Source organism: Mesorhizobium sp. LNJC391B00, assembly GCF_000502535.1.
Taxonomy (GTDB): domain Bacteria; phylum Pseudomonadota; class Alphaproteobacteria; order Rhizobiales; family Rhizobiaceae; genus Mesorhizobium.
Window position 1 is genome coordinate 153,492 of the sequence record NZ_AYWI01000008.1, and the last position, 12,839, is coordinate 166,330.

Below are 12,839 nucleotides of genomic sequence, written 5' to 3' on the forward strand. Positions count from 1 at the left end.
TGTTTCGAAACGCCGCCCGCGCCGGTGCGGTGCATCAGCTTTTTGCAGTCGCCCCAGCCTCGCGCAGCCTGGCATATCGCATGGTAACGTCGCTCAGATTTTCCTTGAGCCAGTTGGCCATGGCTTCCTCTTCGTTCAGGTTCTGCTTGAGGGCCCTTTCAGCATCCTGGAAGCCCCCGGCGTCGGCCAGTACCAGCAGCGAATTGTAGGCAGCAATCTCGTAGTTCTCGAATGCGAAATTCGCCAGGCTGTTCTTGATGATCTCGTCGCCGGCCATCGAATGTCCAATGGCGGCCACGCTGCCAACCATCGACAAGGCAGTGTCCTTGAGGGTGGAGTGCTCCTCACCAAGGCCCTCCAGGACGGACTCGAGTCTCGTGATCTGGCCTTCGGTTTCCTGAATGTGCCGGCGCAAGCGATCGGCCACCTCCGGATAGTTCTCTATACGCTCGACCTGAGGCTTCATGATCGACAGCGCTTGATTTTCCATGGCGTGCGCGTTGCGCAAGCCGACGATAAATATCTCACGGCTTTCCGAGTTGAAGTTTGTATCCATCGAGTTTCTCCTTCTGATACCCGCCCGATCTTCCGTCTTGGAAGAAACTATCTTCTCGGCTCGGCCAACAACGGCTCCTCCGTGCGCGCCCAGGCCGGGAGGCTTTTTTGGATGCGCGCGAAAGTGGCCAGAGCCTGTCCGACTACCTGGTCCATGTTGTAATAGCGGTAAGTTGCAAGCCGACCGACAAACCACACGTCTGGGCAGCTTGCCGCGAGCGCTTCATAGCGCTTGTAGAGCACTTCGTTTTCGGGCCGGGGCACGGGATAGTACGGGTCCCCGATGTCCGTGGGATATTCGTAGGTCAGGCTGGTCCGCGAACTCTGCTGGCCGGTCAGATGTTTGTACTCGGTAATGCGCGTGTAATCTTCCGTCTGGGGATAATTGACCACGGCAACCGGCTGAAATTGCTCGCGATCCAGTGTAACGTGCTCGAAACGAAGCGAACGGTACGGAAGGTGCCCGAGCTGCCAGCCGAAATATTCATCGATCGGGCCGGTATAAACCATGCGCCTGAACGGTATCTTCTCACGAATTTCACGGAAATCGGTCTGCAGCATGATCTTGATATTCGGATGGTCGAGCATGCGCTCGAACATCCGCGTGTACCCGCCGGCCGGCATTTTCTGGAAGCTGTCGCTGAAATAGCGGTCGTCACGGTTGGTCCTGGTCGGCACTCGTGCCGTCACGGATTTGCTCAGCTGACTGGGATCGACGCCCCACTGCTTTCTTGTGTAGCCGCGGAAGAATTTTTCATAGAGCTCGCGCCCCACGGTGCTGACGACGACGTCCTCAGCCGTTCGGACATCCTCCACCGTTTCGCGTCGCGACGCGAAGAAATCCTCCAGCTGTGCCGAGGTCAGGTCCAGCCCGTAAAGCCGGTTGATGGTGTCGAGATTGATCGGGATGGGAACCAGTTGCCCGTCCACGGCCGCCAACACCCTGTGCTCGTACGGCCGCCATTGCGTGAACTGCGAAAGGTGGTCCACGATCGTTTGGCTGTTGGTGTGGAAGATGTGCGGGCCGTAGCGATGGATGAGGATGCCGGCTTCATTGTAGCAGTCGTAGGCGTTGCCTCCCACATGGCTGCGGCGATCGATCAGCAAAACGCTTTCCTGACGCTGCGACGCTATCCGTTCGGCAAGCACACTGCCGGCGAAACCCGCGCCGACGATCAGCCAATCGAACATGGCTATGCACTCCTGCGAAGGGGCACGACCTTCTTGCGTTGGTAGGCGCGCTCAATGTGAGCTGCCATGGCATTCCATGTCCGTTCCCAGGACATGTCCGCAAGATAGGCATCGACCTGCTGCAGGAGCATCTGACGCGGTCGCGAAAGAACGGAGCGCAGCTTGATTTCCAGATCGTCACAGTCGGCGATTTCCACCAGCCCGGCAGCACCGTAACTGCGCACCACGTCGACGATTGCCGTCGAGATCACCGGCAGACCCGCAGCGAGAAATTCCGGCGTCTTGGTCGGGCTGATGAAACGCGTGGCCTCGTTGAGGGCAAACGGCATCCATCCGGCGTCCCAATGGCGCAGATAGTCGGGCAGATCGCAGTAGGCTTTCGGGCCAAGCCAATGCAGGTTTTCGGCTTGCGGCAGGCTTGCAGGGTCGATCTTGACAACCGGACCGAGCATGACGAAATGCACGTCCGGCATTGTCTTTGCCGCTAGCGCCACGAGATCGACGTCCAGCCGCTCGTCGATGACGCCGAAATATCCAACCCTCGGGGAAGGAATGCCCGCCTGGTCGGCTGGGTCCCTTCCTGGCCGTCTTGCGATGTGAAAGTGCCTCACATCGATGCTGCTCGGAAATGGAAAGATGGCAGGATGCAGGTGACGCTTGGTCTCGAACAAGCTTAGACCACCGGTGAAAACGAGATCCGCGCGGCGCAGAAGCGCCTTTTCCATCTGGCCAAGCTCGGGAGGCGCATTCCTGAACGCAGAGAGTTCGTCCATGCAGTCATAGACGCATATGTCTGGGTCGAGGAATTCCGTAAAGCGAAGAGCCATTGGGGTGTAGTACCAGGCGATCAGCCGGCTATGCGGCATAGAAGCGATGGTCTGCTGCACAAATCTCCGCTGGACGGCATCTGCTTTCGCGGCCGACGTGCCAAGCGGCAGCACTGGTGTGACAATCAGAATGTTTTCCGATGCCACGCTCGTCCGCATCAGCGGCTGCGCCAATTCTTCGAAAACGGGTTCTTCAAAGTAGACCACTCTCTGCTGAGCGGATGCGAGAGTGAGGAGATGCTGCGGACGCTGGTGAACAAAATTCCATCGTAAGTGGGAGAAGCAAACCAGTATATTTTCGCGACGAACATATTGACTGCCGGTTACCCCGCCAAAGGCCGCTTCCATTGACATACTCCCTCTGTGACACTATTTATGTTACGATTAACATTTGTTAATCGCGAATGGAGAGAACTACTTAGTTCCAGCTCCTAACTTTCGATCAGGTGAGTTGTTCCAACTGAAATGAAGAAGGCCCGGTCGCCCGCTTGGTCCACGCACGAAGCGGGATCTGGTTGCGGAGGCGAGGGCGGCTGTCGGAACCCGGCCGCCACTGAAAGCGTGGTTGAACGACGAATGCTGGTGGACAGCGGCATTGCCGTATTTGCGTTGAACTCGTTGGCTATAGAATGTGCCTAACATCAATGATTCGCCTGTATCTCTGCGCGTCTCCGACTGCCGAGGCGAATTCCGGGGCTGACATGAACATCAACTTTGAAACCAACGTTTTTCCACTGTTTCATCCGCAAAGCGTGGATGATCTCAAGGACCCGTGTCCTGTCTTCGATGGCCGTGTCTGGCACGTCTTCGGGTCAAGCGGCACGGTCACCACCGAGACGTGGAGAATCTTGCATGCCACGGCGCCCGATCTTTATGGGCCGTGGGCCGAGCATGAGCCGATCGAACTTCCAATCAACGGTACTGGTGTTGCGGCTCCCGGTGTGACCCACGAGTGCGGCGTCTTCCACATGTTCATCCAGACAGAATTCATGAAGTCGGGTGGCCGTTGCGAGCATGCGGTTTCCAACGACGGGTTCCATTGGGTAGTCCTCAGTCCGGCCATTCTGGCCATCCCGGACACGGAAGAGGACGGCATTTACGATCCGCATCCAGCAGTCATTGGCGGTGGGCGCTACCTGGTTTATTCGGCTATGCCAAAATTCACCAGGGTGCCTCAGCCCGACATCTATCTGGCACGTAGCCAGTCCGACTCGTGGTTCGGTCCGTGGAAGCGGATCGGCAAAATCCTCGACCACAACGATGTTCCCCACCATAACACCAGAGATGATCCCGACTACGAATGGGGCATTGAGGGCGCGCAACTGATCGAGCTGCCGGACGGCCGGGTGCTTCTCAACGCCACTTGCTTTCTTCCGAATGGCCTTCGGGGAAACCGGCAACGGGTGTTTTTTGCCATCGCCGACGAGGTCAGCGGGCCTTACGTTTCGATCGGCCCGGTGCTGGAGCCAGGTCAACCGGGCGAGAACGGCCACTCGACGGTGATGATCGATGGCAGTCAGCTTTCACTGTTCTACCAGAGCCGGGTTGCCACAACCGATCACCGATGGCGCTATGGTTTAGCCAGATGCGACGTCGCTCTCTTTTCAAAGGTCGCGTGATTTCCAGGCTGCCATTAGCGCCTTGAGGCCGATGCGCGTCATGCAACTCCGGAGGGTTGAAGGTGATCCGCGTCGGTGACGGTAGCAAAGTGTCATCCGACGCAGTAGGAGACACGACATGGCCGACGCGGATCGACGATTGCCGCGATCGCACTGGCGGGAGGCAAGTCGGGAAGGCCGGCCTTAACTCTGTCGCTTTTAGCGCAATGACTTGAGCCGTTCGTCAATTTTCTCAGTGGCATTGATGACACCGCCAGATGCCCTGCCAATGAGCTCATAGCTATTTCTTCGGTCCCTTGACAGGGAATGTCGCGTCGCCGTCTTTTTTGCCGGAGATCACCCGCGGATCGGCGCTGGCGACGCCATCGCTCCCCCCGCCCTTGTGGTCCTTTTCCGACTGACCCTTAGCGTCCTGCTCGGGTGTCCGTTTTGATGTTCGAAGCGTCTTGTCCGCCATCATGGCCTCGCGTTTGCCATCCAAACTTCCGGCAATTTCGAAAGTTCCACCGCTTTAGCAAGCCGAAGGACCCAGTGAGTTGGAACGTCGTGGCGGGACGTGAGTTGTAAGCGAGGATATTCACCCGCAGGAGGACGCTTATGGCTAACCGCCGAGAGCAGCAGACGAACCTCACGCCCGCCGAGGCAACAGACCGCATCTGGGAACTCGCCGAGGACATCGACGTCTGCATGTTTGTGACCTGGGACGGCGAGTACAATCGAGCCCGTCCGCTATCTGCGCGTGTGGTCCGTGAAGAAAACGCCATATACTTCCTCGTCAATGACGACAGCGCCAAGAGCAAGCAGCTGTCGACCTATCCAAAGGTCACATTGGCCTGGAGTGACAGCAGCCACTACAAATACGTCACCATGTCAGGCCTGGCCACAGTGACAAATGACAGGGAAAAGATCGCCGAGCTCTGGGAGAAAACTGACTCAGCCTGGTGGGATAATGCCGATGATCCCGAGATTCGTCTGATAACGGTGAAACCCGAGGAAGGCGAATTGTGGGACAGCCCGGGGCTAATGATGGCTACCGCAACGATGGTGTTTGCTGCCGTTACCGGCGCCAAGCCGAATGTGGGCGACAACGCAAAGGTCGAGCTCTGAGCGAGCGGCTAACCTCTGCTTTCCGGCCGCGTATCCATGCAACGCTTGTTTGACCCTGCGGAACCGAGCGATTCCGGTGCATGTTGACTAGAACGTGTTCGATATTTTCCGCAAGAGGCAGCGTCGATGAGCATTTTGGAAACCAGCAAGAAGTGATCGAGAACGTCACCGGTTTCGCAAGACCGCGCAAGGAAGCTGTCGCCGGATTTTTGAGGCAGCGAAAGTCGAATGAGTTCTGGTTCAAGGATGATGGACTTGTGCCCAATCATCCTGCATGGCCGCTCGTCGTTTATCGCGGCGCCGTCGAATTGCCCGAAGGACTTGATCCAGCAGCCGTCATGGAGGTGCTTTTCGATGCAAACGGATGGGGCGATAGCTGGCGAAACGGCATCTATGATTACGTTCACTATCATTCGCAAATACACGAGGTTCTGGGAATTGCGCGCGGAAATGCTGAAGTCCGGTTTGGCGGCAAGAAAGGACGAACGCTGTCGCTGAAGGCTGGCGACGTCGCGGTCCTCCCGGCAGGCACCGGGCACCAATGCCTCTCGGCATCCGATGATTTTTTGGTTGTCGGCGCGTATCCTCCATTTGGGACTTATGACGAATGTAGGAGCAAGGATCAGCATAGCGATGCGCTCGCAACCATCCCCAAGGTGGGGCGTCCGCGCAAGGATCCTGCATATGGTAGCCAAGGTCCGCTGCTGAAAAGTTGGAAGCGCTAATTTAGTCGTCGGGGTCGAAAGCCTTGGCAACTGCGTCTTTCTCAGCCTGCGGCAGGACTGTCATTGTGAGAATGAAGGCTGACAGCAGGAGACAGACGCCATTCGTGATTATGATCGGCCACTCTGCCTTCATGATGCCGAAGGCCAGCCACAAGGCGAAGCCCAACACAGTGATGGCATACATCGGTGCGGAGATGCCGCTTGTCTCTCGTGTCCTGATGATTTTCCAGGCTTGCGGGGTGAAACTGCTCATCGAGCAGACGGTCGCGAGATAGCCGATGAGCGTGACTGTCTGCATGGAAGCGGCCCTGACCTACGTCGCAGATACGCGCTTGAGATCAGATACGCGGACCACGCCGTGCTGGCTGACAAAGGTCAGGGTGAAGTCCGTGCTCTGGCTCTGCGAAACACCGGATATGCGATGGTCGCCTGTGTCATAAATCTCCATCTTTCCATGATCGTCGATGACCAGGCGGCTTTGCTCAGGAAACGCTGCGTAGCGCATATTGTTTTGAGAACCAGCGGCAGACGGGCTCCCAAACTCCTCAGGCCACCATGAGCCGGCGTGGGCCATAGCTGCAGAACGATAGCTCGTGTCGTCGCGTTGTGGCTTGGCGGGATGATCGCGCAGGTAGGCCGAGAGCTCCGCCGCGATAGTGTTGAGCTTCGCCTTGAGGCTGTCATCGAACATGTCGCCGACCATCGTCATGCCGGAGGACCATTGTGACATTCCTCCGAAGTCGACGTGGCTGAACTGGGCCATGGTTCCACCACCACGCCGCAACGCCTCAAGGACAGCCATGACAGCGCCATCAGTGACGCCATGCTGGCGTGCAAGGCGCGCAATCAGTTCAGCTTCCTTTTGAGTGTTTGTCATCATTGCGTCCTTTGAATCGCTTGGCGCCGGCAGTCCTCATTGTTGGCGATAGACATGCGGCCAAATCTAATCACGAAGGAGCGCCACCAGGTCTTCAGGCTCCTTGCCGAGGAAGCTCAATCAAGTTCTATCCAGGCTGGCGCATGATCGCTCGGCTTGTCCCATGCACGCGTTTCGGCATCTACTCCGGCATTCTTCAGGCGATCCAATAGGGATGAACTCAGCAAGAGATGGTCCATCCGGAGCCCGGAACTCCGATCGTACCCGCCGCGGTAGGAGAAGTTCCAATAAGTGTAAATTCCTTTTTCTGGATGAATGCGACGAACCGCATCGAACCAGCCCTGAGCAAGCATTTCGGCGTACGCGCTCCGGCTCTCGGGGAAGTAAACGGCATCGCCAACCCAGCGCCCCGGCACCGCCGCGTCGATCGGGCCTGGAACGACGTTATAGTCGCCGCACAGGATGGTCGGTGAGCTATCGCCGAGCAGCACCTGGCCATAGGTGATCAAACGTCGGAACCAGCGAAGTTTGTAGTCGAACTTCGGCCCCGGCGCTGGATTGCCATTAGGCAAATACAGGCAGCCGACAACAAGCCCATTCACATCTGCCTCGATGTAGCGGCTGTGCGAATCGTCGGGATCGCCCGGCAGACCTCGACGACGTTCCAGCGGCTCAATCCCGCGAGCGAGGATTGCCACGCCATTGTAGGACTTCTGTCCGTGCCAGATTGCGCCATAGCCGGCGTTTCTAATCGCATCGACGGGAAATTTTTCGTCAGAGGTCTTCAGTTCTTGAAGGCAGACGATGTCATTGCCGGTTTCGCCAAGCCACTTGAGAAGCACTGGCAGTCGGCCGTTGACGCCATTGACGTTGAAGGTTGCGATGCGGGTCATCTCGACGATTTAACGTCTTTGCGCCGCTTCGATGCGACATAGGGTCGGTAGCCAAATCTTGCCTTTTGTCATCGTCCATCTGCATTTTTGCTCGAAGCATTGGTGCTTTGACCGGAAGCAGCGGATGTCTTTGCATCTTTGGAATGCGCGGCAATTGCCGGACCCGCGCCGGTAGCTTTCCGCATATCGCCGCTCCCCTTGCCGTCAGTCGATTTCTTGCTCAACAGTCCTGAGAAATATTTTCCAAAGAAGCCCATCCGACTCTCCATCTTGGCGCTCATTCGGCGGCTTTGCGGGCCCTGAACTCATCTCTGCGCTCTTCTCGCAGCTGCCGAGGATCGCTGCGCGAACCGCCAAGGGCGCGGCGCCTGACCAGCGCGGCCGAACACTCAAGCAGGAAACATTCCAGTCCTTTGTAGATATGCGTGATCATGTCCTTCATCTCCCGGGACCGCCTCGGCACATGGGTCGCCGAGGCGGTTGGGTAGGCGATCAATCAAGCCGCTTTCCGTTCTGCCGCTCGTTCGTTGACGCCGGCTTCACCGAGGGCAGTCAACGCCTCGTCGGTGGCCTTCTCCTCTTCAAGTGTCGCATTGAGGAGCGCAACCACGTCGTCCTTGCCGAGCGTCGTAGCCCAGGCGATCAGGGTTCCATACCTGGCGATCTCGTAGTGCTCCACTGCTTGCGCGGCACCGACGAGCCCTGCATCGAGCGAAGCCGAACCCTTGTACTCCTGAAGGATTTCAGATCCTTCCTCCAGGATGCCGTCGATCGCCGGGCAGGTTTTGCCGCGCGCGGCAGCGCCGAGAATCTCGAAGACCTCCTCCAGACGTTCGACCTGCCCCTCGGTTTCAGCGAGGTGCTTCTCGAATGCTGCCGAAACTTGCTCTTCGGATGCGCCTTTGGCCATCTTCGGCAAGGCTTTCAGAATTTTCTTCTCGGCATAGTAGATGTCTTTGAGGCCATCGAGGAAAAGGTCCTCCAGGTCCTTGTTGTTGCCATTGGCTTTCTTGGCAGTGGGCATTGTGCCGTCTCCTCTGTTGAAAATTGCCCGTCGCGAGCATTTTCTTAACTCGGAAACCCGAACCCGGTTCCGGCATAATGGAGATATCTAAATTTAAGGGGTCGTGCGCTTCAGTGAGAACAACGACCACGTCATTCTCGTCGAAGAGCCGCGGCGGGGCGCACGCCATCGGGCTGTCGCCAACAGTTCACGGTGTGAGGGGCTGGCACTACAGGAGAAGCAAGTTCCGCGGCGGCAGCAGAGCAGTCGGGGCAACGCCTCTCAAGCCTCCTTACCGCTCTGCAGCCGCTTGATTGCTGGGCCCCGCTTGCATCCAGGAATTGGGTGATTGGACGCTGCGTATGCAACCAGAATACCTCAGAATGGTTCTAGCTATGATTTAAGCGGGATGGCGCGAGCGCCGTCCAAAGGTGGCAATTTTCATGGACGTATCGGTTTCGCGAACCGCAGACGACAACATCAAGGCCGGCAAGAGCGGCTTGCTGCTTGTCTCGGACAATTATGACGCTTTCGCCGTGCGCGTGCTGGCGGCAAGGAGCGCTGAGCGCAGTCTCGACCTGATGTATTACCTTTGGCATGATGATCACACCGGCCGCTTGCTGCTTCGCGAGGTTTTTCGAGCTGCTGAGCGCGGTGTTCGGGTGCGCATGCTCCTTGACGACGTCAATCCGCGTAAAAATGATGCGGCATATCTGGCGCTGAACAACCATCCAAACATCGAATTGAAGTTGTTCAATCCGAGCGGTATCAGGCGCGGTCGGATCATGCGTGGTGTGGAAGTGCTGTTGCGGCTCTTTGCATTGACGCGACGGATGCACAACAAGGCTTGGATCGTTGACGACAAATTTGCCATTGTCGGCGGTCGGAATGTTGGCGATGCCTATTTCGATGCGGCAGAAACCAATTTCCGGGACCTCGATCTGCTGCTCCTGGGGCCTGCGGTACGGCAAACCGCGGCGATATTCGATGCCTTCTGGGCTTGCAATGAAGCCAAGCCAATCAAAACCTTGGGATCAGTGGCTGAGCATGAGCATGCCAAATGGCTTGAAGGAAGCGATACCGGCCCCGATCCCAAATTCTTGAACGGCATCGGCAACCGGGGCTCGATCACAGAGTTTATTGCGGCCAGCAACGACGTTCATTGGGTGGATGGCGTGCGGGTCATTTCCGATCCGCCGGAGAAGGTTCGTGGTTGGAGACGTCGCAACTGGCTTATGAAAGAGCTGCGTCCCATCATCCAGTCGACGCGCGGGTGTCTGGAGATTGTGTCGCCCTATTTCATTCCCGGCAAAAGGGGCACAGCGATCTTGCTGGACCTTGTCGGCGCCGGTGTTGACGTTTCGGTTCTGACCAACTCCCTGGCCGCCACAGACGTCGCCGCAGTCCATGGCGCTTACGCAAACTATCGCAAGCGGCTGCTGAGGAATGGCGTCAAAATTTTCGAGCTTCAGCCGTTCAACCGGCGCTCGGCAATCTCGGTGTTTGGCTCGAAGGGCGCCAGTCTGCATACGAAAGCTTTCACCGTCGACGACAAGATCGGTTTCGTCGGTTCCTTCAATTTCGATCCACGGTCAGTGTCCTTGAATTCGGAAATGGGCGTGCTGTTTGAGGATCCGAAATTGGTCGCCGAGCTGCGGCATCGATTCCAATCAGAGATCTCTCCGGAAACAAGCTATCGGCTCGAACTGAAGCACAATGTTCTGCATTGGCATGGATGCGGCGAAGGCAAGATTCAGGACTATACGCATGAACCAGAAGCCGGATTTTTTCGCCGTATCCTGGCGGTCTTCGTCCGTCACCTCCCGATCGAATCTCAGCTCTAGCATCTGACGATGGGCGAGGACCTCGCGTTCTCAGCGAATTGCCGTGCCGGGGATCGCGTGAGCGAAACGTGAAACCCTGATCTACCACGGGTCAGCCAGACCGCATCACACCCGGTTCTTCGACAACCGCGTCGCCAATCCCATGCTGTCCGGCGTCCGGATCACTCGGCAACACGTCGGAAAAATTGACTGTGGCGACCAGGTATCCGGCTTCATCGTAGACCTTGATAGTCGATCCCGATTGCTTGGTTCCTGACCCAGGATCCGCCGCCACCGCTACGCGCGCCATCTCTATTGCTCTCGGACTGGCCATCTCCGCACTCGCTAGCTCTTCCTCGAGAGCGGTAGTCTGGCCGGATACTGTCGTCTCAAAGCGGAATTTTGGCATGGGCAACCTCCTGTTCCTATGCAATTCCGGTGTCCGGGTTGCGTTCCAAAGAAACAGAATTGGTGGGAAGCAGCTAAGATCGCCGCGATGGCCAGACCCGTGTCGCCACGAAGGTCAGCAAACCCGTGATCACAATCCAGGCCTGCACCTCGCGCTGGATGGTTGGCCCAGGGTTCGATGTCTGTCGCGACGGGCTCTCTGCCTCCACTATCGGTTGAAGGTCGGACCGACTGCCGAGACGGACGGAATAGGCCCGCGTGAACTCGGCGCCGAGCAGGAATATCTCAGACGAATAGTAAACCCAAAGCAGCACGACCAGCAGTGCACCCGCCGCGCCATAGGAGGATGCGATCGCGCTGGTTCCGATATACCAGCCAATCAGCGACTTGCCGATGGTGAAGAGCAAAGCGGTCACTGCCGCGCCAATTGCGACATCGCGCCAAGCGAGCGACCGGTCCGGCAGGATCTTGAAGATCGCGGCAAACAGAGCGGAAATCAGCACGAATGATACAATGCCGTTTATCGACGCGAGAATGATCGTGCCGAACGGCAGATGGGCGTTGATGACAGCGCCAAGCGCGGAAATGGCGGCACTCGCCGCCAACGACACAAGCAGTAGAAATCCCAACGCTGCAACCAGACCCAGGCTGGCCGCCCGCGCCCGCACCAATCGCGACACAGACATGGGTGGTGGGTCAATCTTCCAGATTGTGTTGAGCGAAAGCTGCATTTCGCCAAACACCCCGGAGGCTGTCACGAAGAGGGTGACGATGCCCACCAAGGTGGCAACAGTGCCGGCGGTTCTGTGAGAAGCGCTTTCGATGGTGCTGCGCAGAAGGTCGCCGGTTTGCGATCCCATCACGCCTGCGATTTCGGCCGACAGAGCGAGTTGAGCTGCTTCATGCCCAAAGACAAGTCCAGCAATCGCAACAACGATCAACAAGATCGGGGCCAGGGACGTAACGGCATAGAACGCCATCGCCGCACCGTGGCTGAGGGCATTGTCGTTGATGAATCCGAGGATGCTCTCCTTGCCAAGAACCCAGGCTTCGCGTGCCACCCGCATGGGGAATTCCTTTTGCCTCACGAGCAACCTAGTGCTGTCGGCAACGAAAGCGAGACCTGCCGCCAGTGCGCGAGGCGCGATTGCCGAGACACGCCCGCTTGTCTCTGCACGAACGGCCAGAAATGTTCCATGCGGCGCCGGAACTCGCCGGGCTCGTAATGGTTATCGGTCATCCGATTGGAGTGATCAAAAATGCCTGATAATGAAAACCGTCGCGAGACCGGCGCAACGAAGTACCCGGCTAGAACAGGTCCTGATCCTTCGGATGCGTTCTCTCAGGATGCGGCCGGCAACAAGAAACCCAAGAGTGGGGTCGGTCTGACGCGGCCAGTCAATGAGGTGGATGACAAGACGCACCAATCCGATGGCCAGAACGCCCCGGCGAGGCCGGGCGGCGGAAACACGGTCAAGCCATGAACGTTGCCAATCTTCAGCTTGAAGGGTTGATGATGGCGGTCGCGTCAATCAACAACCTGCTCGTTCACAAAGGTCTGCTGTCAATTGACGAGATCGATACCGCCCTGCGAAAGGCAGAGGCGTCCATGACAGGTGACGAGCGGACCTACGAAGACATGTCACCGGCCAACCGTGACGCGATCTGCTTCCCGATCCGGCTTCTGCAGATCGCAAACAACGCGCAAGGCGAACTGGACATCCCACCATTTTCAGAGCTTGCAAAAATGGTTGGGCAAACCAAGGAACCTTAACGTCAGCGGTGACGACACCTGTAGTCTCCGTGAAGGC

General features: G+C 57.6%; 17 protein-coding genes. 6 read left to right on the forward strand and 11 right to left on the reverse strand.

Annotated features, from left to right (window positions below):
* Positions 1-34: 34 nt before the first annotated feature.
* The 3 genes from X750_RS144710 to X750_RS144700 are packed head-to-tail and all read right to left on the reverse strand — an operon-like array spanning position 35 to position 2,921.
* On the reverse strand, positions 35-556 hold the full coding sequence (locus tag X750_RS144710) for a ferritin-like domain-containing protein (protein ID WP_023687824.1): 522 nt from the start codon (positions 554-556) through the stop codon (positions 35-37).
* Between the two features lie 47 nt (positions 557-603).
* Positions 604-1,746 (reverse strand): UDP-galactopyranose mutase, encoded by a 1,143-nt coding sequence (glf, locus tag X750_RS144705; protein ID WP_023691419.1) that lies wholly within the window; start codon positions 1,744-1,746, stop codon positions 604-606.
* Between the two features lie 2 nt (positions 1,747-1,748).
* A complete protein-coding gene (locus X750_RS144700) occupies positions 1,749-2,921 on the reverse strand; it encodes a glycosyltransferase (RefSeq protein ID WP_023748062.1) in 1,173 nt (390 codons plus the stop codon).
* Between the two features lie 353 nt (positions 2,922-3,274).
* Here X750_RS144700 and X750_RS144695 point away from each other — a divergent pair, with 353 nt between their 5' ends.
* Positions 3,275-4,192, forward strand: coding sequence for a hypothetical protein (locus tag X750_RS144695; protein ID WP_023700021.1), 918 nt, complete (start codon positions 3,275-3,277; stop codon positions 4,190-4,192).
* Between the two features lie 280 nt (positions 4,193-4,472).
* Here the strand turns inward: X750_RS144695 and X750_RS144690 are convergent, their stop codons facing one another.
* On the reverse strand, positions 4,473-4,649 hold the full coding sequence (locus X750_RS144690; RefSeq protein ID WP_156932420.1) for a hypothetical protein: 177 nt from the start codon (positions 4,647-4,649) through the stop codon (positions 4,473-4,475).
* Between the two features lie 140 nt (positions 4,650-4,789).
* Here X750_RS144690 and X750_RS144685 point away from each other — a divergent pair, with 140 nt between their 5' ends.
* Both X750_RS144685 and X750_RS144680 read left to right on the forward strand, forming a co-directional pair.
* Entirely contained in the window at positions 4,790-5,299 is a 510-nt protein-coding gene (locus tag X750_RS144685; RefSeq protein ID WP_023748064.1) for a pyridoxamine 5'-phosphate oxidase family protein, read from the forward strand.
* A gap of 152 nt (positions 5,300-5,451) precedes the next feature.
* Positions 5,452-6,024: a hypothetical protein gene (locus X750_RS144680; RefSeq protein WP_023748065.1), complete on the forward strand. Its 573-nt coding sequence runs from the start codon at positions 5,452-5,454 to the stop codon at positions 6,022-6,024.
* Between the two features lies 1 nt (position 6,025).
* On the opposite strand, the gene X750_RS144675 is transcribed toward X750_RS144680, so the two are convergent.
* From X750_RS144675 to X750_RS144660, 5 genes are all read right to left on the reverse strand, one after another.
* Entirely contained in the window at positions 6,026-6,322 is a 297-nt protein-coding gene (locus X750_RS144675; protein ID WP_023687830.1) for a SemiSWEET transporter, read from the reverse strand.
* A 15-nt stretch (positions 6,323-6,337) separates the two neighbouring features.
* Entirely contained in the window at positions 6,338-6,901 is a 564-nt protein-coding gene (locus tag X750_RS144670; protein ID WP_032904714.1) for a hypothetical protein, read from the reverse strand.
* 116 nt (positions 6,902-7,017) lie between these two features.
* The gene (gene xth / locus X750_RS144665) at positions 7,018-7,794 is read right to left on the reverse strand and encodes an exodeoxyribonuclease III (protein WP_023748067.1); all 777 of its coding nucleotides are present in this window, start codon (positions 7,792-7,794) and stop codon (positions 7,018-7,020) included.
* A 68-nt stretch (positions 7,795-7,862) separates the two neighbouring features.
* Positions 7,863-8,075 (reverse strand): hypothetical protein, encoded by a 213-nt coding sequence (locus tag X750_RS1000000164860; RefSeq protein WP_245259911.1) that lies wholly within the window; start codon positions 8,073-8,075, stop codon positions 7,863-7,865.
* 215 nt (positions 8,076-8,290) lie between these two features.
* Positions 8,291-8,818 carry a ferritin-like domain-containing protein gene (locus X750_RS144660; RefSeq protein WP_023748068.1) on the reverse strand — a complete coding sequence of 176 codons (528 nt, stop codon included), beginning with the start codon at positions 8,816-8,818 and terminating at the stop codon, positions 8,291-8,293.
* Positions 8,819-9,240: 422 nt separating this feature from the next.
* Between X750_RS144660 and X750_RS144655 the strand changes: the two genes are divergently transcribed.
* Complete coding sequence (locus X750_RS144655) at positions 9,241-10,641, forward strand: phospholipase D family protein (RefSeq protein WP_023748069.1); 1,401 nt, start codon at positions 9,241-9,243, stop codon at positions 10,639-10,641.
* Between the two features lie 91 nt (positions 10,642-10,732).
* Here the strand turns inward: X750_RS144655 and X750_RS10455 are convergent, their stop codons facing one another.
* Both X750_RS10455 and X750_RS144650 read right to left on the reverse strand, forming a co-directional pair.
* Entirely contained in the window at positions 10,733-11,029 is a 297-nt protein-coding gene (locus X750_RS10455; protein ID WP_023668045.1) for a hypothetical protein, read from the reverse strand.
* A 73-nt stretch (positions 11,030-11,102) separates the two neighbouring features.
* Positions 11,103-12,095, reverse strand: coding sequence for a YihY/virulence factor BrkB family protein (locus X750_RS144650; RefSeq protein WP_023748070.1), 993 nt, complete (start codon positions 12,093-12,095; stop codon positions 11,103-11,105).
* Between the two features lie 192 nt (positions 12,096-12,287).
* Here X750_RS144650 and X750_RS1000000165935 point away from each other — a divergent pair, with 192 nt between their 5' ends.
* Positions 12,288-12,512 carry a hypothetical protein gene (locus X750_RS1000000165935; RefSeq protein WP_155921617.1) on the forward strand — a complete coding sequence of 75 codons (225 nt, stop codon included), beginning with the start codon at positions 12,288-12,290 and terminating at the stop codon, positions 12,510-12,512.
* Positions 12,509-12,802, forward strand: a complete 294-nt coding sequence (locus X750_RS144645) for a hypothetical protein (RefSeq protein ID WP_023687836.1) — start codon at positions 12,509-12,511, stop codon at positions 12,800-12,802. The genes X750_RS1000000165935 and X750_RS144645 overlap by 4 nt, the downstream gene beginning before the upstream one ends.
* The last annotated feature ends 37 nt before the right edge of the window (positions 12,803-12,839 follow it).

What these genes read in the sequence shown, in the direction of transcription:
- xth (WP_023748067.1), bottom strand. Translation starts at nt 7,794, where the DNA reads ATGACCCGCATCGCAACCTTCAACGTCAATGGCGTCAACGGCCGACTG.
- X750_RS144650 (WP_023748070.1), bottom strand. Translation starts at nt 12,095, where the DNA reads ATGCGGGTGGCACGCGAAGCCTGGGTTCTTGGCAAGGAGAGCATCCTC.
- X750_RS1000000164860 (WP_245259911.1), bottom strand. Translation starts at nt 8,075, where the DNA reads ATGAGCGCCAAGATGGAGAGTCGGATGGGCTTCTTTGGAAAATATTTC.
- X750_RS144655 (WP_023748069.1), top strand. Translation starts at nt 9,241, where the DNA reads ATGGACGTATCGGTTTCGCGAACCGCAGACGACAACATCAAGGCCGGC.
- X750_RS144710 (WP_023687824.1), bottom strand. Translation starts at nt 556, where the DNA reads ATGGATACAAACTTCAACTCGGAAAGCCGTGAGATATTTATCGTCGGC.
- X750_RS144690 (WP_156932420.1), bottom strand. Translation starts at nt 4,649, where the DNA reads ATGGCGGACAAGACGCTTCGAACATCAAAACGGACACCCGAGCAGGAC.
- X750_RS144645 (WP_023687836.1), top strand. Translation starts at nt 12,509, where the DNA reads ATGAACGTTGCCAATCTTCAGCTTGAAGGGTTGATGATGGCGGTCGCG.
- X750_RS144675 (WP_023687830.1), bottom strand. Translation starts at nt 6,322, where the DNA reads ATGCAGACAGTCACGCTCATCGGCTATCTCGCGACCGTCTGCTCGATG.
- X750_RS144670 (WP_032904714.1), bottom strand. Translation starts at nt 6,901, where the DNA reads ATGACAAACACTCAAAAGGAAGCTGAACTGATTGCGCGCCTTGCACGC.
- X750_RS1000000165935 (WP_155921617.1), top strand. Translation starts at nt 12,288, where the DNA reads ATGCCTGATAATGAAAACCGTCGCGAGACCGGCGCAACGAAGTACCCG.
- X750_RS144685 (WP_023748064.1), top strand. Translation starts at nt 4,790, where the DNA reads ATGGCTAACCGCCGAGAGCAGCAGACGAACCTCACGCCCGCCGAGGCA.
- glf (WP_023691419.1), bottom strand. Translation starts at nt 1,746, where the DNA reads ATGTTCGATTGGCTGATCGTCGGCGCGGGTTTCGCCGGCAGTGTGCTT.
- X750_RS144660 (WP_023748068.1), bottom strand. Translation starts at nt 8,818, where the DNA reads ATGCCCACTGCCAAGAAAGCCAATGGCAACAACAAGGACCTGGAGGAC.
- X750_RS144700 (WP_023748062.1), bottom strand. Translation starts at nt 2,921, where the DNA reads ATGGAAGCGGCCTTTGGCGGGGTAACCGGCAGTCAATATGTTCGTCGC.
- X750_RS10455 (WP_023668045.1), bottom strand. Translation starts at nt 11,029, where the DNA reads ATGCCAAAATTCCGCTTTGAGACGACAGTATCCGGCCAGACTACCGCT.
- X750_RS144695 (WP_023700021.1), top strand. Translation starts at nt 3,275, where the DNA reads ATGAACATCAACTTTGAAACCAACGTTTTTCCACTGTTTCATCCGCAA.